The sequence below is a fragment of the Vibrio hannami genome (genome assembly GCF_029589055.1).
Lineage (GTDB): Bacteria > Pseudomonadota > Gammaproteobacteria > Enterobacterales > Vibrionaceae > Vibrio > Vibrio hannami.
Genome location: NZ_JARQZP010000002.1, coordinates 16,046 through 41,085 on the forward strand (window position 1 = coordinate 16,046; position 25,040 = coordinate 41,085).

Annotated in this window: 28 protein-coding genes and 1 pseudogene; 19 read left to right on the forward strand and 10 right to left on the reverse strand. The window is 44.2% G+C overall.

All coding sequences use genetic code 11. The annotated features are described in order from the left end of the window. Positions 1–180 precede the first annotated feature (180 nt). From arcA to P7F88_RS01085, 7 genes and pseudogenes are all read left to right on the forward strand, one after another. A complete protein-coding gene (gene arcA / locus P7F88_RS01055; RefSeq protein WP_277821513.1) occupies positions 181–1,401 on the forward strand; it encodes an arginine deiminase in 1,221 nt (406 codons plus the stop codon). A 52-nt stretch (positions 1,402–1,453) separates the two neighbouring features. Continuing rightward, positions 1,454–2,365, forward strand: coding sequence for a carbamate kinase (gene arcC / locus P7F88_RS01060; protein ID WP_277821514.1), 912 nt, complete (start codon positions 1,454–1,456; stop codon positions 2,363–2,365). A 119-nt stretch (positions 2,366–2,484) separates the two neighbouring features. Next, on the forward strand, positions 2,485–3,489 hold the full coding sequence (locus tag P7F88_RS01065; RefSeq protein ID WP_277821574.1) for an ornithine carbamoyltransferase: 1,005 nt from the start codon (positions 2,485–2,487) through the stop codon (positions 3,487–3,489). 386 nt (positions 3,490–3,875) lie between these two features. Beyond that, entirely contained in the window at positions 3,876–4,805 is a 930-nt protein-coding gene (gene pyrB, locus P7F88_RS01070) for an aspartate carbamoyltransferase (RefSeq protein WP_277821515.1), read from the forward strand. Positions 4,806–4,818: 13 nt separating this feature from the next. Continuing rightward, positions 4,819–5,283 (forward strand): aspartate carbamoyltransferase regulatory subunit, encoded by a 465-nt coding sequence (gene pyrI / locus P7F88_RS01075; RefSeq protein ID WP_277821516.1) that lies wholly within the window; start codon positions 4,819–4,821, stop codon positions 5,281–5,283. A 376-nt stretch (positions 5,284–5,659) separates the two neighbouring features. Then, positions 5,660–6,149: pseudogene (locus P7F88_RS01080) on the forward strand (arginine repressor). A gap of 81 nt (positions 6,150–6,230) precedes the next feature. After that, positions 6,231–6,623 carry a RidA family protein gene (locus tag P7F88_RS01085; RefSeq protein ID WP_277821517.1) on the forward strand — a complete coding sequence of 131 codons (393 nt, stop codon included), beginning with the start codon at positions 6,231–6,233 and terminating at the stop codon, positions 6,621–6,623. Positions 6,624–6,763: 140 nt separating this feature from the next. Here P7F88_RS01085 and P7F88_RS01090 read toward each other — a convergent pair whose 3' ends face one another. The 8 genes from P7F88_RS01090 to mlaF all read right to left on the reverse strand — a co-directional run bounded on the left by P7F88_RS01090 (position 6,764) and on the right by mlaF (position 12,173). Continuing rightward, the gene (locus tag P7F88_RS01090) at positions 6,764–7,516 is read right to left on the reverse strand and encodes a 1-acylglycerol-3-phosphate O-acyltransferase (protein ID WP_277821518.1); all 753 of its coding nucleotides are present in this window, start codon (positions 7,514–7,516) and stop codon (positions 6,764–6,766) included. A gap of 69 nt (positions 7,517–7,585) precedes the next feature. Then, entirely contained in the window at positions 7,586–8,851 is a 1,266-nt protein-coding gene (gene murA, locus P7F88_RS01095) for a UDP-N-acetylglucosamine 1-carboxyvinyltransferase (protein ID WP_277821519.1), read from the reverse strand. 10 nt (positions 8,852–8,861) lie between these two features. Continuing rightward, complete coding sequence (gene ibaG, locus P7F88_RS01100; protein ID WP_277821520.1) at positions 8,862–9,116, reverse strand: BolA family iron metabolism protein IbaG; 255 nt, start codon at positions 9,114–9,116, stop codon at positions 8,862–8,864. A gap of 13 nt (positions 9,117–9,129) precedes the next feature. Beyond that, positions 9,130–9,435, reverse strand: a complete 306-nt coding sequence (locus P7F88_RS01105; RefSeq protein WP_277821521.1) for an STAS domain-containing protein — start codon at positions 9,433–9,435, stop codon at positions 9,130–9,132. Next, a complete protein-coding gene (locus P7F88_RS01110; protein WP_277821522.1) occupies positions 9,432–10,103 on the reverse strand; it encodes an MlaC/ttg2D family ABC transporter substrate-binding protein in 672 nt (223 codons plus the stop codon). Before P7F88_RS01110 ends, P7F88_RS01105 begins: the two co-directional genes overlap by 4 nt. 3 nt (positions 10,104–10,106) lie before the next feature. Continuing rightward, a complete protein-coding gene (mlaD, locus tag P7F88_RS01115) occupies positions 10,107–10,583 on the reverse strand; it encodes an outer membrane lipid asymmetry maintenance protein MlaD (protein WP_277821523.1) in 477 nt (158 codons plus the stop codon). A gap of 2 nt (positions 10,584–10,585) precedes the next feature. Beyond that, the gene (gene mlaE, locus P7F88_RS01120; RefSeq protein WP_277821524.1) at positions 10,586–11,377 is read right to left on the reverse strand and encodes a lipid asymmetry maintenance ABC transporter permease subunit MlaE; all 792 of its coding nucleotides are present in this window, start codon (positions 11,375–11,377) and stop codon (positions 10,586–10,588) included. Next, complete coding sequence (mlaF, locus tag P7F88_RS01125; protein WP_277821525.1) at positions 11,370–12,173, reverse strand: phospholipid ABC transporter ATP-binding protein MlaF; 804 nt, start codon at positions 12,171–12,173, stop codon at positions 11,370–11,372. The genes mlaE and mlaF overlap by 8 nt, the downstream gene beginning before the upstream one ends. Positions 12,174–12,479: 306 nt before the next feature. Here mlaF and P7F88_RS01130 point away from each other — a divergent pair, with 306 nt between their 5' ends. The 11 genes from P7F88_RS01130 to mgtE all read left to right on the forward strand — a co-directional run bounded on the left by P7F88_RS01130 (position 12,480) and on the right by mgtE (position 21,255). Then, complete coding sequence (locus P7F88_RS01130; protein ID WP_277821526.1) at positions 12,480–13,445, forward strand: calcium/sodium antiporter; 966 nt, start codon at positions 12,480–12,482, stop codon at positions 13,443–13,445. A gap of 19 nt (positions 13,446–13,464) precedes the next feature. Then, complete coding sequence (gene kdsD, locus P7F88_RS01135; RefSeq protein WP_277821527.1) at positions 13,465–14,433, forward strand: arabinose-5-phosphate isomerase KdsD; 969 nt, start codon at positions 13,465–13,467, stop codon at positions 14,431–14,433. Between the two features lie 33 nt (positions 14,434–14,466). Next, positions 14,467–15,030 carry an LPS export ABC transporter periplasmic protein LptC gene (gene lptC / locus P7F88_RS01140; protein WP_277821528.1) on the forward strand — a complete coding sequence of 188 codons (564 nt, stop codon included), beginning with the start codon at positions 14,467–14,469 and terminating at the stop codon, positions 15,028–15,030. After that, entirely contained in the window at positions 15,011–15,511 is a 501-nt protein-coding gene (gene lptA / locus P7F88_RS01145; protein ID WP_277821529.1) for a lipopolysaccharide transport periplasmic protein LptA, read from the forward strand. Before lptC ends, lptA begins: the two co-directional genes overlap by 20 nt. Before the next feature lies 1 nt (position 15,512). Continuing rightward, the gene (gene lptB / locus P7F88_RS01150) at positions 15,513–16,238 is read left to right on the forward strand and encodes an LPS export ABC transporter ATP-binding protein (protein WP_277821530.1); all 726 of its coding nucleotides are present in this window, start codon (positions 15,513–15,515) and stop codon (positions 16,236–16,238) included. A 122-nt stretch (positions 16,239–16,360) separates the two neighbouring features. After that, positions 16,361–17,833, forward strand: a complete 1,473-nt coding sequence (locus tag P7F88_RS01155; RefSeq protein WP_277821531.1) for an RNA polymerase factor sigma-54 — start codon at positions 16,361–16,363, stop codon at positions 17,831–17,833. Between the two features lie 24 nt (positions 17,834–17,857). Further along, on the forward strand, positions 17,858–18,145 hold the full coding sequence (hpf, locus tag P7F88_RS01160) for a ribosome hibernation promoting factor (protein WP_277821532.1): 288 nt from the start codon (positions 17,858–17,860) through the stop codon (positions 18,143–18,145). A gap of 2 nt (positions 18,146–18,147) precedes the next feature. After that, positions 18,148–18,591, forward strand: coding sequence for a PTS IIA-like nitrogen regulatory protein PtsN (ptsN, locus tag P7F88_RS01165; RefSeq protein ID WP_277821533.1), 444 nt, complete (start codon positions 18,148–18,150; stop codon positions 18,589–18,591). Between the two features lie 13 nt (positions 18,592–18,604). Further along, positions 18,605–19,483: an RNase adapter RapZ gene (gene rapZ / locus P7F88_RS01170; RefSeq protein ID WP_277821534.1), complete on the forward strand. Its 879-nt coding sequence runs from the start codon at positions 18,605–18,607 to the stop codon at positions 19,481–19,483. A gap of 12 nt (positions 19,484–19,495) precedes the next feature. Further along, positions 19,496–19,771, forward strand: coding sequence for an HPr family phosphocarrier protein (locus tag P7F88_RS01175; protein ID WP_277821535.1), 276 nt, complete (start codon positions 19,496–19,498; stop codon positions 19,769–19,771). 116 nt (positions 19,772–19,887) lie between these two features. Next, complete coding sequence (gene mgtE, locus P7F88_RS01180; protein ID WP_277821536.1) at positions 19,888–21,255, forward strand: magnesium transporter; 1,368 nt, start codon at positions 19,888–19,890, stop codon at positions 21,253–21,255. Positions 21,256–21,421: 166 nt separating this feature from the next. Here mgtE and pmbA read toward each other — a convergent pair whose 3' ends face one another. Then, the gene (gene pmbA / locus P7F88_RS01185) at positions 21,422–22,765 is read right to left on the reverse strand and encodes a metalloprotease PmbA (RefSeq protein WP_277821537.1); all 1,344 of its coding nucleotides are present in this window, start codon (positions 22,763–22,765) and stop codon (positions 21,422–21,424) included. 116 nt (positions 22,766–22,881) lie between these two features. Here pmbA and yjgA point away from each other — a divergent pair, with 116 nt between their 5' ends. Beyond that, positions 22,882–23,409, forward strand: a complete 528-nt coding sequence (yjgA, locus tag P7F88_RS01190; protein WP_277821538.1) for a ribosome biogenesis factor YjgA — start codon at positions 22,882–22,884, stop codon at positions 23,407–23,409. Positions 23,410–23,594: 185 nt separating this feature from the next. On the opposite strand, the gene tldD is transcribed toward yjgA, so the two are convergent. Next, complete coding sequence (gene tldD / locus P7F88_RS01195) at positions 23,595–25,040, reverse strand: metalloprotease TldD (protein ID WP_277821539.1); 1,446 nt, start codon at positions 25,038–25,040, stop codon at positions 23,595–23,597.

The window sequence follows — 25,040 nt, forward strand, 5'->3', positions numbered from 1 at the left end:
CTGCATAAAAAACCTCGCAACATATTAATAAACAAAGAAATTATAGTGTGACAAAGATCTATTTTACTAACGGATAGATAAGTAAAATTAGTTTTAAAGCTAAGTAGCTAATTATTTAAACCCTACTAGTCGGCAACTAAATATAATCAAACATGCCGATATAATATAGAGAGATAGAAAATGAGCAGATTTTATGTTGGTTCTGAAATAGGTCAGTTACGCCGCGTTTTATTACATCGTCCCGAAAGAGCACTAAATCATTTAACGCCCTCTAACTGCCATGAGCTATTGTTTGATGACGTCCTTGCTGTAGAGCAAGCCGGTAAAGAGCATGATGTATTTGCCAAAACTTTGAGAGATCAAGGCGTAGAAGTTCTGCTTCTGCAGGATCTTTTAGCTGAAACACTGGCTGTTCCAGAAGCAAAAGAATGGTTACTACATACTCAAGTATCGAACTATCGCTTTGGTGAAAGATTTGCCAATGATGTACGTTGCTTCCTTGGAGATCAGACAAATCATGAGCTGGCAGAAATCCTATTAGGCGGCCTTAGCTATGGTGATATGCCTCTGCCTTCTTCTTCGATGATGCGCGGCATGCATGATTCAAATGACTTCATTATCAAACCTCTGCCAAATCACTTATTCACTCGTGATACATCTTGCTGGGTATACGGTGGTGTATCAATTAATCCAATGGCAAAACGAGCTCGCCAACGTGAAACGAACCATCTAAGAGCTATCTATCGATGGCACCCGGAGTTCGCTGGTCAAGACTTTATCAAATACTTCGGCGATGAAGAACGTAACTACGACTATTCAACAATCGAAGGCGGTGATGTTCTGGTTATCGGTAAGGGCTCTGTCCTTATTGGTATGTCCGAACGTACAACGCCTCAGGGTGTAGAGCAGTTGGCTTCAGGCCTATTTAAACATGGTCAGGCAAAACAAGTTATTGCGATGGAGCTGCCTAAACATCGTTCATGTATGCACCTGGATACAGTAATGACACATATGCGTGAAGACACTTTCTCTATCTATCCGGAAGTGATTCGTAAAGATGTTAAATGTTGGAGTCTAACCGGTGATGAAAGTGGCCGGGTAGATGTGAAAGAAGAGGGCTACTTCGTAACGGCTATTGAAAAAGCATTGGGAGTTGGTCAGCTAAATCTGATTACAACTGGTGGTGATAGCTTCGAAGCAGAACGTGAACAATGGAATGACGCTAACAACGTACTAACCGTTAAACCAGGGGTTGTTGTTGGTTACGAACGCAATGTTTATACCAACGAAAAATATGACAAAGCAGGTATCACTGTATTGCCAATCCCAGGGGATGAGTTAGGTCGCGGTCGTGGCGGTGCTCGCTGCATGAGCTGCCCGATTGAACGAGACGGTATTTAAAAAATATGCAAGGTCGTCTATGTAACGGCCTTATATAAAGAGAGATAGAACAATGACAAAACAAACTGTTGTAGTTGCCCTTGGCGGAAACGCCCTACTACGCCGTGGCGAACCATTAGAAGCTGAAACACAGCGTCAGAATATAGCGGTTGCTGCTAAAACAATTGCCGACATAGCTCAGGAATACAATGTCGTACTGGTTCACGGAAATGGACCGCAAGTTGGCCTACTAGCACTTCAGGGGCTTGAATATAAAAAAGTAAATCCATATCCGTTAGACGTACTGGGCTCTGAAACTCAGGGGATGATTGGTTACATGCTGATGCAAGAGCTAAAGAATATTCTTCCTAAGCAAGATGTGACCTGCATGCTTACTCAGATGACGGTTGATCCGGAAGATCCTGCGTTTGCTGACCCAACAAAACCAATTGGTCCAATCTATGAAGAAGCCGAAGCGAAAGCAATGGCAGAAAAACACCACTGGACGGTGAAGCCCGATGGACAACATTACCGCAGAGTGGTGCCAAGCCCATTGCCAACAGGTATTGTCGAACACGATGCAATCACTTCACTGATTGCTCAAAACCACCTGGTGATCTGTACTGGCGGTGGCGGTATACCGGTAAAAATTGAAAATGGCAAACTTGTTGGTGTAGAAGCAGTTATCGACAAAGATATGTCTGCAGCCTTCCTGGCAAAGCAGCTTGGCGCTGACGCACTTCTTATTCTGACAGACGCAGACGCTGTATATCTTGACTGGGGTAAACCAACTCAGGAAGCTATCAGACAAACAACACCTGCAGCACTAAGTAAGATTGAATTTGATGCTGGCTCTATGGGGCCAAAGGTTGACGCATCCTGTGAGTTCATAAAATCAGGAGGAAAATTAGTCGGTATAGGCGCACTTTCCGACGGTCTCAACATCCTGAAAGGTGAGGCTGGCACAAATATTATTTCAAAATAAAAGAATACTTATTCACTTTTAACCAATAATAAGTTAAACATAGGTAATAGCGCTGATCACTTCATCTGATAAATTAAATGAGTGATCAGCCAGACAAGATTAAACAAGGGGATCTTAATATGGCTTTTAACCTTCGCAACCGTAACTTCCTGAAACTACTTGATTTTACTCCACGTGAAATTCAGCACCTCCTTGAGCTGTCTGCTGAGCTGAAAAAAGCGAAGTATAACGGTTACGAGCAACCACGCCTGACCGGCAAAAACATCGCGCTAATCTTTGAGAAAGCATCAACTCGTACGCGTTGTGCATTTGAAGTGGCAGCATTCGATCAGGGCGCTCAGGTATCTTACATCGGTCCTTCTGGCTCTCAGATTGGTCATAAAGAATCCATGAAAGATACGGCACGAGTTCTTGGTCGCATGTACGACGGTATTGAGTATCGTGGTTTTGGGCAGGATATCGTAGAAGAATTGGGTAAATATGCAGGCGTACCTGTATGGAATGGCCTGACTAATGAGTTCCACCCGACACAGATTCTGGCGGACTTCTTAACCATGCTGGAGCACGGCCGTGGAAAGCAACTGCACGAGATTACTTTTGCTTATCTGGGTGATGCTCGCAACAACATGGGTAACTCACTACTTGTAGGTGCAGCGAAGATGGGTATGGATATTCGTCTTGTTGCTCCAAAACAGTTCTGGCCAGAAGAAGAACTAGTAGCAAGCTGTAAAGAGATCGCAGAACAGACTGGTGCGAAGATCACTATGACTGAAGATGTTCAGGAAGGTGTTCAAGGTTGTGATTTCCTATACACCGACGTGTGGGTATCTATGGGTGAATCTCAGGAAGCATGGGACGAGCGCGTTAAGCTAATGACGCCATACCAGGTGAACATGGACACCATCAAAGCAACTGGCAACCCTCATGTGAAATTCATGCACTGTTTACCTGCATTCCACAATGATGAAACAACAGTAGGTGCGGAAGTTGCAGAGAAATACGGAATGTCTGGCCTTGAAGTAACAGAAGATGTATTCGAGTCAGAGCACTCTATCGTTTTCGACGAAGCCGAGAACCGTATGCACACAATCAAAGCGGTGATGGTAGCAACTCTGGGTCACTAATCTCTAGGATCTGTAAGACTTATATTTCACGTCGTATCGCCAGCCCTTAAGGGCTGGCATTTTTATTCATAAGCAGCACAAATACCACCAGTAACCAACTGTTTTACATAAAATTAATACAACCTTCTCCTCAAACAAAAAATGCATAAACTTCCATCTATAGAATAGTTGACGCAATCGCTTGCGTTCACAATAAATGGGCGTATAATCCTCCGCAATTTGTCTGAGAAGAGATAGGAAATGAACCATCAGGTGTTAGAAAAATCTGCACTATGCCGACTACTACTAGCGGCATCCGTTTTATTTTCTATTGTTATTATTTTTAAAAAGAGCCTCCTTAATTAGGGGGCTTTTTTTGGTCTTTTAGCATAAGAGGGAAGAGAGCCATGGCGCATTCGCTATATAATAAGCACATCATTTCTATTCCAGAACTAAGCAGAAGTGAACTAGAACTGATAGTGGAAACAGCAGGTACACTGAAGGCAACTCCAAATCCAGAACTACTAAAAAACAAAGTGGTTGCTAGTTGCTTCTTCGAACCTTCGACCCGTACACGACTGTCATTTGAAACGGCAATTCAACGCCTTGGCGGAACAGTTATCGGGTTTGACAACGGCGGTAACACTTCACTGGCTAAAAAAGGTGAAACACTGGCTGACTCAGTTCAGGTAATTTCATCTTATGTTGACGCATTTGTTATGCGCCATCCACAGGAAGGTGCTGCAAGGCTTGCTTCTGAATTTTCTAAAGGCGTGCCAGTAGTTAATGGTGGCGACGGTGCAAACCAGCATCCAACACAAACACTATTGGATCTATTCTCTATCTACGAGACTCAAGGACGTCTGGATAATCTGAATGTTGCTCTTGTAGGTGATTTAAAGTATGGCCGTACCGTTCACTCTCTGACACAAGCTCTTGCGAAGTTCGATAACAACCGTTTCTTCTTTATCGCCCCTGACGCACTAGCAATGCCAGACTACATCTGCGAAGAGCTGGATGACGCTGGTATTCCTTATAGCCTGCACAAAGACATTGAACAGGTTGTACCTGAGCTGGATATCCTTTACATGACTCGTGTACAGAAAGAGAGATTCGACGAGTCTGAGTACGCACACATCAAGTCAGCATTTATTCTGTCTGCGCCTCAGCTAAAAGAAGCTCGTGAAAATATGAAAGTTCTTCACCCTCTTCCACGAGTCGATGAAATCACAACAGATGTTGATAAAACTCAGCACGCATACTACTTCGAGCAGGCTGAAAACGGCGTGTATGCCCGTGAAGCACTGTTGGCACTTGTTTTGAACGAAGAACTATAAGCAGGAGAGAAAAATGGCTAAGACAAAACTACAAGTAGAAGCAATTCGCAATGGTACTGTTATCGACCATATCCCTGCTAACGTGGGCATTAAAGTACTGCGTTTGTTCAGCGAAGATCAGCGTAATCAGCGTATCACCATCGGTCTGAACCTTCCTTCTTCAGAATTAGGTGGCAAGGATCTGATTAAGATTGAGAACGTTTATATCACTGAAGAACAGGCAAACCAGCTAGCATTGTATGCACCAAAGGCGACTGTAAACCAGATCGAAGAGTATGATGTAACTAAGAAGATGAATCTATCTTTGCCGGAAACTATCGAAGCGGTATTCGCTTGTCCAAACTCAAACTGTATCTCTCATGGCGAACCGGTAGACAGCAGCTTCCACGTAATCAAAAAGAACGAAGATGTTCAATTGAAGTGTAAGTACTGCGAAAAAGTATTCTCAAGAGAAATCATGACTGAAACTCGCTGCTAATTCAGCAACATAAGTGTTTAAATAGAGAAACTGCCCGCATTTTTAACGCGGGCTTTTTTTGCTATAAGCTCCCTCTGAAGCATAACAATATCCGCCCTTTCTAACCTCTTCCATCTAACTCACTGTGTTAACTCGCTTTAATTTAGAATTAGAAAAGCATTACGGATAATTACTCCAGCTATACGCATAAATATCGTACTTTTATGCCAGAAATACTTAATTTATTGGTTTTTTATTTGGTGAGCGCCTTCAAACAAATGGTATAGCCAAGATGTTAATATTGCCACCCAGGTAAAAAATAAAAATATAACAATAAGTTACCGGATGAGTCCTAAATATTAATTTTTAAATCGATTGATTAACTAAGGAGCTGGCCGTGAATAATTTTTATGCTTCTGATTCACTGAACACGCATACTGATGAAAACATCACAGCAGCTTGCAAACGTCTGTTGCAACAACAAAGTTTCCACACACAAGATGATATCCGCACCAGCTTAATTGAGTTGGGCTATGAAGATGTCAGCCAGTCTACGGTATCGCGACTCCTTACCCGCCTGGGGGTTGCTAAAGTCCCCAACGCATACGGAAAAAAAGTATATTGCCTGACTATTGAAAATGAAGGTATCGAGGTCGACTCAGCGATTGCTTCTCAAATTGAATTTGTCACTCATAACCAGCTTGTGGTTGTAGTACGCACCCACCCTGGTAGGTGCTCAGCTGGTAGCAAGAATCATCGACATGCAGCCGCATTCTGAAATATTGGGTACAGTGGGAGGCAACGATACAGTTATGATTGCTCCACGAGATATAACAAAAATAGACGAATGCGAAAAAATTGTCAGAACCCGCCTCGGAGTTCATTGAGAGATTGACCTGATACCGAATGGATAGCAAACTGATAGCTGCTTCCGCCGTAATACAGGCAATAATAAAAAAGGTAATCTAATGACTAAAGTGCTTCACACAGAAAATGCTCCTGCTGCTATCGGTCCATACGTTCAAGGTGTCGACCTTGGCAATATGGTAATGACATCTGGTCAGATCCCTGTGATCCCGGCAACTGGTGAGATTGTTTCTGAAGATGTAGCTAAGCAGGCTCGTCAGTCTCTTGATAATGTAAAAGCCGTAGTTGAATCATCTGGTCTTAGCGTTTCTGACATCGTAAAAATGACAGTGTTTGTAAAAGACCTTAATGACTTTGGAACAGTGAACGAGGTTTATGGCAAGTTCTTTGACGAGCATAAAGTTGAAAACTACCCTGCTCGCTCATGTGTTGAGGTAGCTCGCTTACCGAAAGATGTGAAGATTGAAATCGAAGCTATCGCTGTAAGGAAATAGTACAGGTTACGGGTTACGGGTTACGGGTTACGGGTTACGGGTTACGGGTTACGCAAGCAGATAAGAAAAAGCGCGAAGGTTAAACCTATGCGCGCTTTTTATATTATCTGTAGAACGAAGTTCGTCCTGTAACCTTTTACCTACTTTGCTTCGTTCGCCGTTTTTGTTCCAGCATTAAGCGCATCCACTTCAGCGTCTAATTCGGCCAGCTTCTGCTCCATTTGGTCTCGACATACTTTCGCTAGCTCACGAACATTTTCCTTGCCATAACCTTCGGTACTGATCGGTGGAAGCATCTCAATGATAACATGGCCGTTATCCCACTTGTTTAGTTTCAGCTTGTCCTGAGTCGTACTGCAAACGATAGGGATGATTGGTACACCAGCACCAATAGCAGTGTGAAATGCGCCGGTTTTAAACGGCAGCAGACCACGTCCACGAGAGCGCGTGCCTTCAGGGAACATCCAGATTGAAGCATCTCCGGACTTCATTTTTTCAACGACTTGATCGATAGTACCTTTCGCCTTTGTTTTATTAAAGCGATCAATCAGGATGTTACCTGTAATCCAATAAAGCTGACCAAAAAGAGGAATCCATACCAGGCTTTTTTTACCTACGGTCACCGTTTTTGGCGTGATTGCAGCCGAAACAGTAAACAGATCCCAGGTATTCTGATGGTTTGCGATATAAACGTGCTGGCCACGAGTGTAGACATCTTCCGGCACCCTAAGCTCGACTTTATATCCGAATATCTTTGCCATTCGATGGAACGGGCGAGCAACCAGAAATACATTTTTAGGATTGCGTGGGCTCAACAAACTGTAGCCGACACCGAATACGAACATGAAAATAGCAAATACCGCAACGGCAATAATGCGCAGTAAGGCAATCATTGAAATTCCTCTGTAAAACTAAAAAAGCCGAAATCAAAGCTGATTCCGGCTCTCATTTGGGGTGCAATTCTAACTCGACTCTCTGAATCGCTCAATATTTGCACCGAGTGCTGTTAACTTGTCTTCGATTCTGTCATAACCACGGTCGATGTGGTAAATACGATCAACGATAGTTTCGCCATTTGCAATACAACCAGCAATAACAAGGCTGGCAGAAGCTCGAAGATCAGTTGCCATAACCTGAGCACCACTCAAACGCTCAACATCACCACAAATAACCGTGTTACCTTCAATCTCAGCTTTAGCCCCCATACGCTGCAGCTCTGGTACGTGCATAAAGCGGTTTTCGAAGATAGTCTCCGTGATATGACCACCACCTTCAGCAATCATATTAAGAAGGGTAAACTGTGCCTGCATATCCGTTGGGAAACCCGGATGAGGTGCAGTTCTGATGCCTACTGCTTTTAGCTCTCGACCAGTCATATCCAGACTAATCCAGTCGTCACCTGTCTCGATCTTAGCGCCAGCTTCTTCAAGCTTAGCTAATACGGCTTCAAGCAAAGACGACTTGGTATTTCTACAAACAATTTTGCCTTTTGATACTGCTGCTGCGACAAGGAAAGTACCGGTCTCTATACGGTCAGCAACTACACTGTGTTTGCCACCACCCAGACGCTCAACACCTTCAATAGTAATGGTATCTGAACCTGCTCCTGAGATTTTCGCGCCCAACTTATTCAGGAAGTCAGCCGTATCGACAATTTCTGGTTCGCGAGCAGCGTTATCTAGGGTTGTAGTGCCTTCAGCAAGAGCAGCCGCACACATAATTGTGATAGTGGCACCAACACTCACTTTGTCCATTACAATGTGAGCGCCTTGCAGGCGACCTTCAACTTCAGCTTTAACGTAACCTTCATCTAAGGTGATTGTTGCGCCTAATTGCTCTAGACCCGTAATATGCAGGTCTACTGGTCGGGCACCGATTGCACATCCACCAGGAAGAGAAACCTGCCCCTTACCAAAACGAGCAACAAGTGGGCCAAGCGCCCAGATAGATGCACGCATGGTTTTTACAAGGTCATACGGAGCGCAATACTCATTAATCGAGCTACCATCAACATGCACAGAACCATTACGCTCTACTTTTGCACCTAAACGTTTAAGCAGCTCCATCGTAGTATCGATATCACGTAGCTTAGGCACGTTTGCCACTTCTACTGGCTCTTCAGCAAGAATTGAGGCGAAAAGAATTGGCAGAGCCGCGTTTTTAGCACCAGAAATAAATACTTCACCGTTTAAAGGGCTGGTTGACCCTTTAACTCTAAATTTTTCCATTGTTAAACCTTTATAGCGACATTAGTTTTTTGTCGCGAGCCCACTCTTCGGGAGTAAATGTTTTTATAGATACCGCGTGTATATCATTTCTCTGAATGTATTCCATCAGAGGAGCGTAAATTGTTTGTTGTTTTTTTACGCGACCCATCCCTTCGAAGCAGCTATCAATAGCAATCACTTCAAACTGGCTACCTTCACCCTTCACATGAACTTCTTGAAGATCCAGCGCATCTTCTATGATTTTTTTAACGTCGCTACTTTCCACGATTTGTCCCGTTTTAACTTTTAATGTTCTTTGCCAGCATACCGTCAACATTACTGAGTTGAAAAAGTGTATGCAGTTCTTTTGGCACGAAGCTGAGCATTATATGACAGTTTAATTTTTTTGCATGCTCTATTAACTGAATTAATAGTGCCATTCCGGCGGAATCGATACGTCCAGCTTTCGCTAATGATAATTCTAATTCAGATTGTTCTGGTTTCCATTGCAGGATTGTTTTCCAAATATCTGGCACAGTATCACGAGTTAACTCACCTACAAGTTGGTATTGCCCTTCTTCGTGCAACCACTGTGGGTGACTCATTTCTGTTCACCTTCAAAACGAATTGGCTGGGATGCGAGCCTTTGAAGCTCTTCGCTGACCGCTGGAATACCGTCCTTTCTTATCTTGCCATTCCATTCAGACTGCTTGCTTGAAAGTAAACTGATTCCTTCTGCAACCATATCAAATGCCTTCCACTCACCCGATTTCTTGTCCTTTCTTAACTTGAACTCAAGTTTGATATTCGGTCGAGGAGCATCGATTACATCTAGCTTAATCGAAGCTATTCTTTTACCTGCTGGAATTGGCTTTTCAGGTGCAAATTCTATGGTTTGATCTGAGTAAAGTGTCAAAACCTGAGCGTAAGACGTCACTAGGTACTGGTGGAACGCTTCTATAAATGCAGGAATATCTTCTTTCTTAGCCTTCTTCAGGTTAGGCCCCAGAACCTTAAGCGCAGCATAGCGGTAGTTAACGTATGGCATTAACTCTTGTTCAACCACCTCTTTTAAAATATCGGGCTGTTGACGGATCTGCTCTTTCTCTGCTTTTAACCTGGCAAACGTGCTCTCCGAAACTGACTTCATCATCTCATACGGCTTGGTTTTATCAATTTCTTGTGCTAAGGAAACCGATGTAAACAGAGATAATGTCAGAAGTGCCTGAGCACTAACACGGACTAAACGTGAAATATCTTTAACAATGCTCATAACTTACTCCTCTGAGTCTTTAGAGCTATAGAGGAACTGACCTATCAAATCTTCCAGCACCAGTGCCGATTTTGTATCTTCGATAAAATCGCCGTCACCCAACATTTCTATATCATCAAATACAAATCCTGGAACCAGCCCAATATATTGTTCCCCGATAAGACCCGATGTTAGAATCTGAGCACTTGATGTCTCAGGAAAATGTCCGTAGCTCTCATCAATAGAGAGGGTCACTACCGGGATATATTGTTCCTTATCCAGATCAATGGCGCTAACGCGGCCAACAACCACACCACCAATCTTTACCGGTGAACGAACTTTAAGGCTACCTATATTGTCGAACGATGCTTTTAATTCGTAGGTACTACCAGAGCCAAGTCCGGTTACGTTCGCAATTTTAAATATCATGATTAAAATCGCGATAACTCCTGTAAGTATGAAAGCTCCTACCCATAATTCCAATTTACGTGTTTGCTGCATTTTTAGTTCCCGAACATCAAGGCAGTCAGAACAAAATCCAGTCCCAGTACTGCTAAAGAAGAATGAACAACGGTACGCGTCGTTGCTTTGCTGATACCCTCGGAAGTTGGTACCGCGTCGTAACCGTTAAACAACGCTATCCAGGTAACTGTGATAGCGAAAACCATACATTTGATAAAGCTGTTACCAATATCTTTACCAAGTTCTACTGACGACTGCATTGCAGACCAGAAACTGCCATGGTCAATGCCCTTCCAGTCTACACCTACAAGTTGTCCACCCCAGATCCCGACCGCCATAAATATCATCGCAAGCAGAGGCATAGAGATAAGCCCCGCCCACAGCCTTGGGGCAATGACTCGCTTGAGAGGATCTACAGCCATCATTTCCAGACTGGATAACTGCTCAGTCGCTTTCATCAGGCCAATTTCAGCTGTTAACGCCGATCCGGCACGACCAGCAAATAGCAAGGCAGTAACTACAGGCCCTAATTCCCTAAGAAGTGAAAGCGCGACCATCTGGCCAAGGCTTCCTTCTGCGCCGTAATCGACCAGAACCACAAAACCTTGCAGGCTCAGCACCATTCCTATAAACAGGCCAGAAACGACAATAATCGCCAGTGACTGCACACCGACGCTATACAACTGTTTGACAAGAAGCGGAAAGTTCTTAATTGGCTGTGGCTTATTAGCGACAGCTCCAAACAACATAAGACTTGCCCGACCCCATGCGCTAACAAGACGGAAAGTTCTCTGTCCAATACCAGCAACGAAATCTAATAACGTATCAAGCATTGTTGAATAGTCCTTTTGAAATATCTGATGCCGGGAATCGAAAAGGCACCGGACCGTCAGCCTGTCCCTGTAGGAATTGCTGGACCATAGGGTTAGGGTTTTCACGTAGTTCCTGTGGCGTACCGGATGCAATGATGCGTCCATCAGCTAATAGGTATACATGGTCAGCAATACTCATAACCTCCGGTACATCGTGTGAAACAACGATAGATGTTAACCCCAGAGCTTGGTTCAGATTTCGGATTAACTCCACCAACACACCCATGGTTATTGGATCTTGTCCTACGAACGGCTCATCGTACATGATCATTTCAGGGTCAAGTGCAATTGCCCTTGCCAATGCCGCCCTTCTTGCCATACCACCAGAAAGTTCGCTAGGCATTAATCCTTCAGCTCCGCGCAAACCAACCGCTTCCAGCTTTAGTAAAACCATTGTACGAATGATCTCTTCCGGAAGTTCAGTGTGCTCTCGCAATGGAAACGCGACATTATCGAACACGTTTATATCGGTAAAAAGAGCTCCCGACTGAAATAGCATGCTCATTTTCTTTCTGGCTTTATAGAGCTTAGAGCGTGTCAAAGTAGGTATATCCTGGCCATCAAACCAGATTTCGCCCTGTTCTGGCAGAATCTGTCCGCCAATCAACCTCAGCAGGGTTGTCTTGCCGATACCGGAAGGCCCCATAATAGCAGTCACTTTACCTTTAGGGACTTTTAAGCTGACATCATTAAATATCGCCCGATCGCCGCGATAAAAGCTGAGGTTATTTATTGTGACTAGATCCGTTGTCGACATACTTCTACTTATTTGATTATTTCGAAACAATGCTCTTTGAAGAGCCTCAATGATAAGTAATATCAATCGAGTGTAAAGTAAAACTATTTTCAGGTGGAATTTGACATCTTTATCAGCGTATAATTCACAAAATTTTTTGACTGAAGTCGAATTTAGCTTTGGGGAAACAGGTACAAGGCCATTTCATAAGTGGTACCATATGCGAATTCGATACTGATTTTCTTCAAACTTAAACTTCCTTTTTTATACGCTTAACGTCAGAATTAGCGGCCCAATGTTTAATAGTGGAACTTTGTAGGAATCATCATGATTGAAGCAGTAGCCTTGCTGATTTTGGGCTTGATACTTTTAGTGTGGAGCGCAGATAAGCTTGTTTACGGTGCCGCGGCATTAGCTCGAAACTTTGGCGTCTCTCCTCTTGTTATCGGTATGACCATCTTAGCGATGGGATCATCCGCACCAGAAATGATGGTTTCTGCAACCGCAGCGTTAGCGGGAAAAACAGATACCGCCGTAGGTAATGTACTTGGCTCAAATATCGCCAATATTGCCCTAATTCTTGGTATTACAGCTCTCATCAAGCCACTTTCCATCAGTTCAGCGGTTATTCGTCGTGAACTACCTTTGATGATTGTGGTCACTCTATTAGCGGGGTTAATCCTATGGGACAACCATTTAGGTTTCCATGAAGGGGTTCTGCTATTTGTCCTTTTTGCAATTTTTATCATAGCGATGCTAAGAATCAGCCAAAAAGAAAAACAAAAAGGTGACGCATTTATTGATGAGCAAGAATCAGAGATTCCTGACGATGTAAGCACAACCAAAGCATCTGTGTGGGTCATTGTTGGTTTGGTATTACTACCTCTAGCCGCAGATTTACTGGTAGAAAATGCCGTTCATATCGCGAAGTACTTTGGCATGAGTGACCTGGTTATCGGACTGACCATCATTGCTATCGGTACTAGCCTGCCTGAACTCGCCGCTTCACTGGCAGGCGTTCTAAAAGGCGAAGACGATATGGCTGTAGGTAATATTATTGGCTCTAACGTTTTCAATATTCTTGCTGTAATGGGTATTCCAGGAATCCTGAATCCATCAACACTTAGCGCTCATGCTATGGGACGTGACTTCTGGGTAATGCTAGTTGTTTCGTTATTACTGGTACTGTTTGCTCTTGGTAAGTCACGCAGTATAAACCGCATAGAGGCCGGTATATTTTTTATAAGCTTTGTTGCGTACCAAATTTATTTATTTATTAACATGACGGCCTAAAATTCGGGAGCCAATTCAGATGACAGACTTTGACTTTAAAAGTGCAGCTTTAGACGTACTTAATATTGAAATTAAAGGTCTCCAACAACTTTCTCAATATATAAATCAAAGCTTTGTTGATGCTTGTGAACTTATCTTAAATAACAAAGGTAAGGTTATTGTGATGGGTATGGGCAAGTCTGGTCATATTGGCAAGAAGATAGCTGCAACACTTGCGAGCACTGGTACATCCTCGTTTTTTGTTCATCCTGGCGAAGCATCGCACGGTGATCTGGGCATGATTGAACCAGGCGATATTGTTATTGCCATTTCTAACTCCGGTGAATCCTCTGAGATTCTTGGCCTCTACCCTGTTCTGAAGCGATTAAACATCAAAATTATCAGTATGACAGGTAAGCCAATGTCTAGCATGGCTAAACTTTCAGATATTCACTTGCAGATCACCGTTCCGGAAGAAGCATGCTTTCTGGGGCTTGCGCCAACAGCAAGCACTACTGCAACTCTGGTTATGGGTGATGCTCTTGCTGTATCGCTAATGAAAGCTCGTGGCTTTACGTCTGACGACTTCGCACTTTCTCACCCGGGAGGGGCCTTAGGTAGAAAGCTTCTTCTTAAGCTTAACGATATCATGCACTCGGGCGATGCTCTTCCTAAAGTAACGCCAGATGCATCTATCAAGGACGCATTACTGGAGATTTCCAAAAAAGGTTTGGGAATGACTGCTATTGTTGATGATGAAGATGCGGTAATCGGCATATTCACTGATGGTGATCTGCGTAGAATGTTGGATAAGCAAGTTGATATTCATGAAACTGCAATATCTGAAGTAATGACGCATGGCCCGAAAGTAGCTTCTCCGAACTTATTGGCAGTAGAAGGTGTAAACCTTATGCAGGAAAAAAGCATTACAGCATTGTTGCTATGCGAGAATGATAAGCTAGTCGGCGCTGTGCATATGCACGATTTACTGAAAGCTGGTGTCATGTAATGACAATGAATATTGAATCGGTCATAGGTTAATATGAACTTCGCTCGAATAATCTACTCACTGCTGATCATTATTTCTGCATACTCTGCCTATTACCTTTATCTGGGCAGACAGGAGCAGAATATCCAGATCACGCCCGATCTGGAGCTACCCACTTTAAGCGGCAAAAATGTAGAAAACATCAGCTACAACGACAAAGGTATCCGTAGCTATCGAGTTACTGCAAAAAACCTAGATCATTTCGCTAAAAGTGGTGACACCGTTTTTGAATACCCGGTTTTATATGTATTTAAAGAAGGAAAAGTTGAAGAGTGGGAAATAAACGCAGATCGTGGTGTACTAGATAAAAAACACGTATTGCGATTATATGGTAATGTGTTAGCGAAAAACCTGTTACCAGATGCCAGCTTTGATACCATGGCAACAGACGAATTGCTAATTCATCTAGACAACCGGGATTTTTGGGCAGACAACCCTGTGTTACTTGTGGGCCCACAGTTTGAAACAAAAGGGCAGGCGATGAAAGGAAACTTCGGTGAAAACGTCGCAACCCTATATAACAATGTACAAGGTAGATATGAAACTCTCACACCTTAGTCTTATTGCTTGTCTATTCACAGCAACGAATGCGTTCGCACTTTCGAGCGATTCAGAGCAACCTATTTATATTGATTCAGACTCACAACATCTGGATATGAAAAGTAATAAAGTCACCTTTATAGGTGATGTAAAGCTTAAACAAGGCAGTATTAACATCAATGCTGATAAGGTCATTGTTATCCGTAGCCCGGTTGATGACACGCTTAAAGAGATTGAAGGCTACGGCGAACCAGCCACATTTTCTCAGTTGACCGACGAAGGCAAAACATTGAAAGGCAGAGCGAAAGAGCTCTACTACAACGTTGATGACGATCAGCTAACCATGCTCAAAGAGGCGGTTCTTGCCCAAGATGAAAGTACCATCCAGGGCGAAAAGATTACTTATAAGATTACATCTCAGAAGCTGACTGCTGACGGCGGTCAGGGAGAAACGAAGAAGCGAGTATCGACCGTTCTTCAACCAACACAAAAGCAGTGATATGGCAGTACTAAAAGCAGAACATTTAGCTAAGAGCTACAAAAACCGAAAAGTCGTTGCTGATGTAAGCCTGAAAGTTGAGTCAGGCCAGATTGTTGGCCTTCTAGGCCCAAACGGAGCAGGTAAAACCACCTCTTTTTACATGATTGTTGGCCTGGTTGCCCGAGATGAAGGGAAGATCCTTATCGATGATAACGATATCAGTGTTCTTCCTATGCATAGCCGATCCCGAATGGGGATTGGTTATCTTCCTCAGGAAGCATCGATCTTCAGAAAGCTATCGGTTGAAGATAATATCATGGCGGTTCTGCAGACCCGTAGCGAGTTGAGCAGAGAAGATCGTCAGGACAGAATGGAAGACCTGCTGGACGAGTTTAACATTCAACATATTCGTAAAAGTAATGGTATGGCACTTTCTGGTGGTGAGCGACGCCGCGTAGAAATTGCAAGGGCACTGGCAGCAAACCCACAGTTTATCTTGCTGGATGAACCATTTGCAGGTGTTGACCCGATATCCGTTATTGATATAAAAAAGATCATCGAGCACTTAAGAGATCGCGGACTTGGCGTACTGATCACCGACCACAATGTAAGGGAGACCCTGGATGTATGTGAAAGAGCGTACATTGTAAGTCAGGGACATTTGATCGCAGAAGGCACTCCAGAGCAGGTGCTTGCTAACGAGCAGGTGAAACAGGTTTATCTGGGTGAACAGTTCCGACTATGATTCGAAAATGAAACAATACTAAGTTGCTCTCAGTTTGTTAGCTGAAAATGCATAATACGAGAACTTAGTTATATACTTAAAGTGTAAACACGGAAAAAGAAGAACAAGGTAGTACATACTGAATGAAACCTTCATTACAACTCAAGCTAGGTCAACAATTAGCGATGACTCCGCAGTTACAGCAAGCGATACGTCTGCTGCAACTGTCCACACTGGATCTACAACAAGAGATTCAGGAAGCACTTGAGTCAAACCCACTACTTGATGTCGATGAAGGTCAAGAAGACACGCCTGCTGACGAATCTGCAAAATCAAAAGAAGAAACCGCTTCTGCAGAGCAAGCAGATGAACATGCGTCTGAGCCGGATGCGCCTGATAGCTCAGAAGTTATCGAGAAATCTGAATTAAGTGACGACCTGGAAATAGATGCGTCATGGGATGATGTTTATAGCGCTAACACTGGCAATACGGGCATTGCTCTTGATGATGATATGCCTGTTTATCAGGGCGAAACCACCCAAAGCCTGCAAGATTACCTTCTATGGCAACTTGATTTAACACCTTTCTCAGATACCGATCGTACCATCGCCACGGCTATTATCGATGCTGTAGATAACTTTGGTTACCTTACTCTTTCGGCAGAAGATATCCTTGAAAGCCTCAATATAGAAGATGTCGAGCTTGATGAAGTCGAAGCCGTTCTGAAGCGTATTCAGCAGTTTGACCCATTGGGTGTAGCCTCTCGCAACCTGCAAGAGTGCCTGCTATTGCAACTCGCTACGTTCCCGGAAGATACACCATGGCTACAGGAAGCAAAACTGATCCTTGAGAACCATATCGATCAACTGGGTAACCGTGACTACAAGCTAATCATCAAAGAAAGCAAAATTAAAGAAGCAGAGTTAAAAGAAGTGATGACTCTGATTCAGCAGCTTGATCCAAGGCCAGGAAGCAGCATCACACCCGATGAAACCGAGTACGTTATTCCTGACGTTTCCGTATTTAAAGATAAGGGTAAATGGACGGTTGCTATCAACCCAGACAGCGTTCCAAGACTAAAAGTAAATCAGCACTACGCCTCACTCGGAAAAGGAAATAGTGCCGATAGCCAGTTTATTAAGAGCAACCTTCAGGAAGCTAAGTGGCTAATCAAAAGTCTGGAAAGCAGAAATGAGACTTTACTCAAAGTTGCTCGTTGCATTGTTGAACATCAACAGGATTTCTTTGAATATGGTGAGGAAGCGATGAAACCGATGGTGCTCAACGACATCGCTTTGGCAGTAGATATGCACGAGTCGACTATTTCAAGGGTAACGACTCAGAAATTTATGCACACACCAAGAGGTATTTTCGAGCTTAAGTATTTCTTCTCTAGCCATGTAAGCACGGATAATGGCGGGGAATGTTCATCAACAGCAATTCGAGCCTTGATCAAGAAGTTAGTGGCAGCAGAGAACACTGCTAAACCACTTAGTGATAGCAAGATTGCTGCATTATTGGCTGACCAGGGGATAAAGGTCGCACGTCGTACTATTGCGAAATACAGAGAGTCTCTGGGCATTGCCCCTTCCAGCCAGCGTAAACGCCTGCTTTAGGCAGCACAACAAGAAGGAAAGTCTATGCAAATCAATATTAAAGGCCATAACGTTGATCTTACAGATTCAATGCAGGACTACGTTCATTCTAAGTTTCAGAAGCTTGAACGATTTTTTGATCATATCACCAACGTCCATGTGATTTTACGCGTAGAAAAAATGAACCAAATTGCCGAAGCAACGCTTCATGTTAGTCAGGGAGACATCCACGCAACAGCTCAAGACGAGAATATGTATGCATCTATTGATGCACTTGTTGATAAACTCGTACGTCAACTTAGCAAACACAAAGAAAAATTAAATAGTCATTAGTTATGCAAATTAGCGATGTACTGACACTGGACTGCACGAAGAGTGCGGTCCAATGTTCTAGTAAAAAACGTGCTCTGGAAATCATCAGTCAAATAGCTGCAGAGCATAGTGGGCAGAGTTCAACAGAACTGTTTGAATGTATGCTCAACCGTGAAAAAATGGGTAGCACTGGTATTGGCAACGGCATTGCCATTCCCCACGCACGAATGTTCTCATGTGACCAGGCAATCGCCGTTCTACTCCAATGTGAAGAACCAATCGAGTTCGACGCTATCGATAACAAGCCCGTAGACCTACTCTTTGCTCTTCTGGTACCTGATGCTCAATGCAAAGAACACCTGAAAACCCTTTCCTCTATGGCTGAACGCCTTAATGATAAACAGACTCTGAAGATGCTTAGAAAAGCCAAAAGCGACAAAGAGCTGTTCGACATCATGACAAACTAAGATGAGCTAAACAATGCAACTAAGTGAGAAGACCAGGCTTATTATCGTAAGCGGGCAGTCCGGAGCCGGTAAAAGTGTCGCCTTACGCGTACTGGAAGACCTTGGTTACTACTGCGTTGATAATCTTCCAGTAGATTTGCTGCAACAATTTCTTGCTTCGATAAAGGGAAGTAAGCAAAACGTTGCGGTTAGCATTGATATTCGCAACCTCCCAAATAACCCAGATCTGCTTCAAGGCACAATATCACAACTGAAGAACTTGTCTGATTTAACGGTTATCTTTCTGGATGCAAGTCAGGAAACCCTTTTAAAACGGTACAGTGAGACCCGACGCCTTCACCCTTTGTCACAAGGGGACGACAAATTAACCCTTCAACAAGCTATTGAGAAAGAACGGCAACTGCTTGAAGAGTTAAAAGAGCAAGCTGATCTGGTACTGGATAGCAGTAATCAGTCTCTTCACGATCTTAGCGAAACCGTTCGGATGAGAGTTCTGGGAAAAGAAAGCAAAGAGCTGGTTATGGTCTTTGAATCCTTTGGATTTAAATACGGTATTCCAACAGATGCAGACTACGTATTCGACGTGCGTTTTCTACCAAATCCTCACTGGGAGCCATCACTCAGACCTTTAACCGGTCTTGACGGTCCTATAAAAAACTTCCTCTCTTCACATAACTCCGTTGTCGATTTTCAGAGTGATATACAAAAGTTTGTTGAAAAATGGTTACCTCTGTTGGAGAAAAACAATCGTAGCTATCTTACGATAGCGATAGGTTGTACCGGAGGTAAACACCGCTCTGTGTATCTTACTCAGCAGATTGGGCAATACTTCCGGGATAAAGGAAACCAGGTACTTATCAGGCATAAGTCTCTGGAAAAGCACCATAAGTAGTAGGTCTAATCTATGCAACGCAGTAAAAAGGTTCTTATTCAGAACCGGTTGGGTTTACACGCCCGGGCGGCAGTAAAACTTGTTGAACTAGCACAAAGCTTCGATGCAGAAGTCACCGTAAGCAACGAAGAAAATAGAGAAATGGGTGCCGATAGCGTCATGGGTTTAATTATGCTTGAATCAGCCCAGGGGCAGCATGTCACAGTCACAGCCAAGGGTTCGCAGGCAGAAGAAGCATTAGAGGCGGTTTGCCACCTGATTGAAGACAAATTTGAAGAAGCTGAATAGCTTATCTTTGTCCTATTCCTGACTTTATTTAGTATATCGTCATAAGATTTTATTAAACTGGGTATAGAATTAAGATATTATTCAAACCATTAGTGAAATCGTAAAGGTAGGTGGGCATGCTTGATCAGGTACAGGAAATCGAACAAACACCTGAAACCCATCAGATCCTTCAGGAAGTCACTGAAGCGTTAGATAACGGCCGCTTTGTACACGTTAGACGCCAACTTCAGGATATGGAACCTGAAGATATCGCACACCTCCTTGAAGCATCTCCCCGAAAATCACGTGATGTCCTCTGGCAGTTAACCGACCCGGAAGATTACGGTGATATCCTCGATGAACTGAATGAAGACGTAAAAGACAGTCTTGTATCCAAAATGGCTCCGGAAAAGCTGGTCGAAGCTACCGAAGGCATGGATACCGATGACCTGGCGTCTGTCATTCGTAGCCTTCCTGACGATGTTTCTAGAGAAGTCCTTTCACAAATGGACATTGCCGATAGAAACCGCGTAGAGGAAGCCCTGTCTTATCCAGAAGATACCGCTGGCGGAATTATGAATACCGACGTGACCACGATTCGTGGTGACGTCGATGTAGATGTAGTTCTTCGCTATCTAAGAATGAAAGGCGAGCTGCCTGACGTAACGGATGCTCTTTACGTTATCGATGAAGATAGTCGCCTGATTGGTCACCTTTCCCTAACCACTTTGATAACCACTCAGCCGGATGTTCAGGTCAGCGAAGTGATGGACGATGCCGATGAAGCGATTGCGGTTGATACTCCTGAATCAGATGTAGCAAGCCTGTTTGAACGTCGTGACTGGGTATCTGCTCCGGTAGTAGACGAAAACCAACACCTTGTAGGCAGAATAACCATCGACGACGTGGTAGATATCATCCGTGAGGAAGGTGACCACTCGATGATGAGTATGGCGGGTATGGACGATGACGAAGATACCTTTGCGCCTGTATTCAAATCAGCGAGACGAAGAAGTGTCTGGCTTGGCGCGAACGTTCTTGCGGCTCTAGCTGCGGCCTCTGTTTCCAATATGTTTGAAGCAACGCTTGATCAGATGGCAGCGATTGCTGTTTTGATGACTATTGTTCCTTCTATGGGGGGCGTTGCCGGCAACCAGACCGTTGCACTGGTAATACGTGGCCTGGCACTTGGTCAGATTGGTGACAGTAACAAGAGAGAGCTTCTTCTGAAAGAAGCCGGAATCGGCCTTCTGAACGGTATCCTGTGGGCCTGTATTATTGGCGGTATTGTTGTGGTCTGGAAAGGTAACTGGCTTCTGGGTGGCATCATTTCAGCCGCTATGCTGACCAACCTTCTTGTCGCAGGTATTGCTGGCGTTGTTATACCGGTTATGCTTAAGAAGATGAATATCGACCCTGCACTTGCTGGAGGTATGGCGTTAACTACGGTTACTGACGTAATTGGCCTGTCTGTCTTCCTCGGGCTTGCGACGATATTTATCTAAACTCGTTCCAGCTAACACTCATTACCACGCTCCTGCGTGGTAATGCATACAGAAGTTGCATCTTATCCGCTGTTTTTTTTAAAGAAAAATATGCATTCCCACGGGGACCGTGGGAACGAGGTAAGTAGACACTCCCACGGAAAACCTTGGGAGATTCGAAACGAAGTTACTCGCCAGCTACCTTCATTGATTCAAGCAGAATAGAACCTGTCTGAATCTGAGAACGTGTTTCTACATCGTTGCCCACAGCAACAATTTGCTGGAACATATCTTTTAGGTTACCTGCGATAGTTACCTCAGAAACAGGGTATTTAATCTCTCCGTTTTCAACCCAGAAACCAGCCGCGCCGCGAGAATAGTCACCAGTCACGACATTTACACCCTGCCCCATCAACTCAGTTACTAGGAAGCCAGTATTCAACCCTTTCAGCATCTGTTCAAAGCTTTGACCTGTCGACTGTACAAACCAGTTGTGGATGCCACCAGCGTGCCCTGTAGGCGTCATATTCATTTTTCTTGCAGCATAGCTGGTCAGAAGGTAGGTAGAAAGAACACCGCTGTCGATGATCTGGCGGTCCTGAGTGGCTACACCTTCACTATCAAATGGGCTAGATGCTAATCCTCTAAGTACATGGGGCTTTTCTTGAATGTTGAACCAGTCTGGTAGAATTTTTTGTCCCAGATGATCCAGCAAGAAGGATGACTTCCTATATAGATTGCCACCACTGATAGCCATCACCAGGTGTCCCATCAGGCCTGTAGCGACGTCAGCAGCAAACATCACCGGAAGTTGTCCGGTTTTAAGTTTTTGCGCATCAAGACGGCTTACTGTTTTTTCTGCCGCTTTCAAGCCAACTGCTTCCGGAGTCCACAGGTCTTCTACCCGGCGAGAAACGGTGTAGCTGTAATCTCTTTCCATTACACCATTTTCACCTTCACCGATTACACAGCAGCTGACGCTGTGACGGCTGGACGGATAGCTAGCCAGCAAGCCATGACTATTACCGTAAACCTTAACGCCATAGTGACTGTCGTAACTAGCACCGTCGCTCTGTTTAATTTTGTCACTAAACTCTAATGCTGCTTTTTCTGCCGCGATTGCAACTTCTGCAGCATGGTCCGGCTCTGGTTCATCAGGGTGAAACAGATCTAAATCTGGAATATTCTGAACCATCAACTCTTTAGGAGCAGGCCCCGCATAAGGGTCTTCCGACGTATATTTGGCAATGTCCAGCGCGGCTTCAACTGTCTGAGTGATAGCTTTTTCGCTTAAATCAGATGTGGATGCACTGCCCTTTCGGTTTCCACGGTAAACCGTAATACCAAGCGCACCATCACTGTTAAACTCAACGTTTTCCACTTCACACATACGAGTAGAAACACTTAGCCCTGTTGTTTTTGTAATAGCGACTTCTGCTGCATCTGCGCTACCGGTAGCCAACTTAAGTGCTTTTTCGACTGCCGCTTCAAGCTCGACTCTCTGATGAGCAACCTGCTGTTTTACGTCCATAATAACTTCTATTCTTCGATATATTTCCTTTAGGATAACAAGCTTTTCGCATTCTCCCCATAAATCTTGCTAAAATAGTGGAATATCTCTCCACATAAGTTGAAGAAAGAAGATAAATGGCCAGAAAAAACCAAAAAGCCCCTTGGGAAGAGGAAGAAGAGATCATCTGGGTAAGTAAGACCGAGATGAAGAACGATATGGAAGACCTGCAGAAACTAGGTGAAGAGCTGGTAACGCTCAGACCTGCTGCACTTGAAAAGTTTCCGTTGACAGATGATCTGCGAGAAGCGATTGCTGATGCACAGCGCTTTAAGAATGAAGCGAAACGCCGTCAACTTCAGTATATCGGCAAGCTGATGCGTAACATCGATCCAGAACCGATTCAGGCTGCGTTGGACAAGTTCCGCAATAAGCACTCGCAAGCTACTGCTGAGCTACATAAGCTGGAACAGTTACGTGACAAACTAGTTGAAGAGGGTGATTCAGTAATCAATGAGATTCTTGAAACGTACCCTTCAGCAGACAGACAGCGACTACGTCAGCTATATCTGCAAGCGAATCGTGAGAAGAAGGCGAATAAACCACCAAAAGCGTATCGTGAAATCTTCCAGATGCTTAAAGAGTTGAGTGACGAAGAGAGCTAATTGAAGCCTGATATGCATTCCCACGGGGACAGTGGGAACGAATAATGCTCACCTTAATCTAGTTCCCACGCTCCTGCGTGGGAATTCATACTGATCTGAAAAGAATAATCAATAAGACTAACTATTACAGTGAGATAGGCATTCCCACTGGGACCGTGGGAACGAGATATTGATTGCAAACACAATCACTCCGTGCCACCCACGGTAATTGAATCCAGCTTCAGTGTCGGCTGACCAACGCCCACAGGAACACTCTGTCCTGCTTTGCCACAAACACCTACACCACGGTCTATACTAAGGTCATTACCAACCATTGACACCTGCTGCATCGCTTCGATACCAGAGCCAATCAACGTAGCCCCTTTCACCGGACGTGTCACTTTACCATCTTCGATTAAGTAAGCTTCAGAAGTTGAGAACACAAACTTACCGGAAGTGATATCTACCTGACCGCCGCCAAAGTTCGGTGCATACAATCCCTTTTTAACGGTTGAGATTATTTCCTCCGGAGAGTGCTCACCCGGAAGCATATAAGTATTGGTCATGCGAGGCATAGGAAGATGTGCGTATGACTCTCTACGGCCGTTACCGGTAGGATTCACACCCATCAGACGAGCATTCATTTTATCTTGCATGTAGCCTTTCAGAACGCCATTTTCGATAAGCGTATTGTAGTTGCCTTCAACACCCTCATCATCGATGTTCATAGAACCACGGCGATCAGACATAGTGCCATCATCAACAATGGTACATAGTTCAGACGTCACCTTCTCACCGACTTTTCCTGAGAAGACAGAAGATCCTTTGCGGTTAAAATCACCTTCAAGGCCATGCCCTACCGCTTCATGCAATAAAACGCCCGGCCAGCCAGAGCCTAATACCACTGGCATTGCACCTGCCGGAGCAGCATCTGCCTCAAGGTTTACTAAAGCCTGTCTTATTGCTTCATCAGCATAGAAGAATGCGACCTTCTTACCATCCTGCTCTTCAAGGAATCTTTCGTAGGTGTATCGGCCACCACCACCAGAACTTCCTCGTTCACGTCGTTCACCTTTTGTTGCAAGCACAGTGATCGACAATCTTACTAATGGACGAATATCTGCGGCATAAGTACCATCGGTTGCTGCAACCAGTACCTGTTCGTAAACACCGCTTAAGCTGACGGAAACTTCCTGCACTAACGGCTCTTTGGTACGAATGTACACATCAAGCTCTTTAAGAAGGTCTATTTTTTGTTGCTTCTCCAGGCTCTCAAGTGGGTTGTCTGCACTGTAGATAGTCTGATTTGAATTACGAGAAAACGCCTTAACCTGAGCATTTTGTCCTGCCTTCGCAATACCTCTGGCTGCTACGGCACTTTGCATCAGACTCTCTGACTCAATCTGATCTGAGTAAGCAAAACCTGTTTTTTCTCCGGCAACAGCTCGTACACCAACGCCCTGGTCAATGTTGAAAGAGCCATCTTTGATGATGCTATCTTCAAGAACCAGAGACTCGTGCCAGCTAGACTGAAAATAGATATCTGCGTAATCAATCTGGCGGGTAGCAATAGCAGAAAGTGTATCCGCAACATTTTGCTCCGTTAAGCCAGTTGGTGAAAGAAGTGCCTGTTCTACACGAGTTATGGTCAT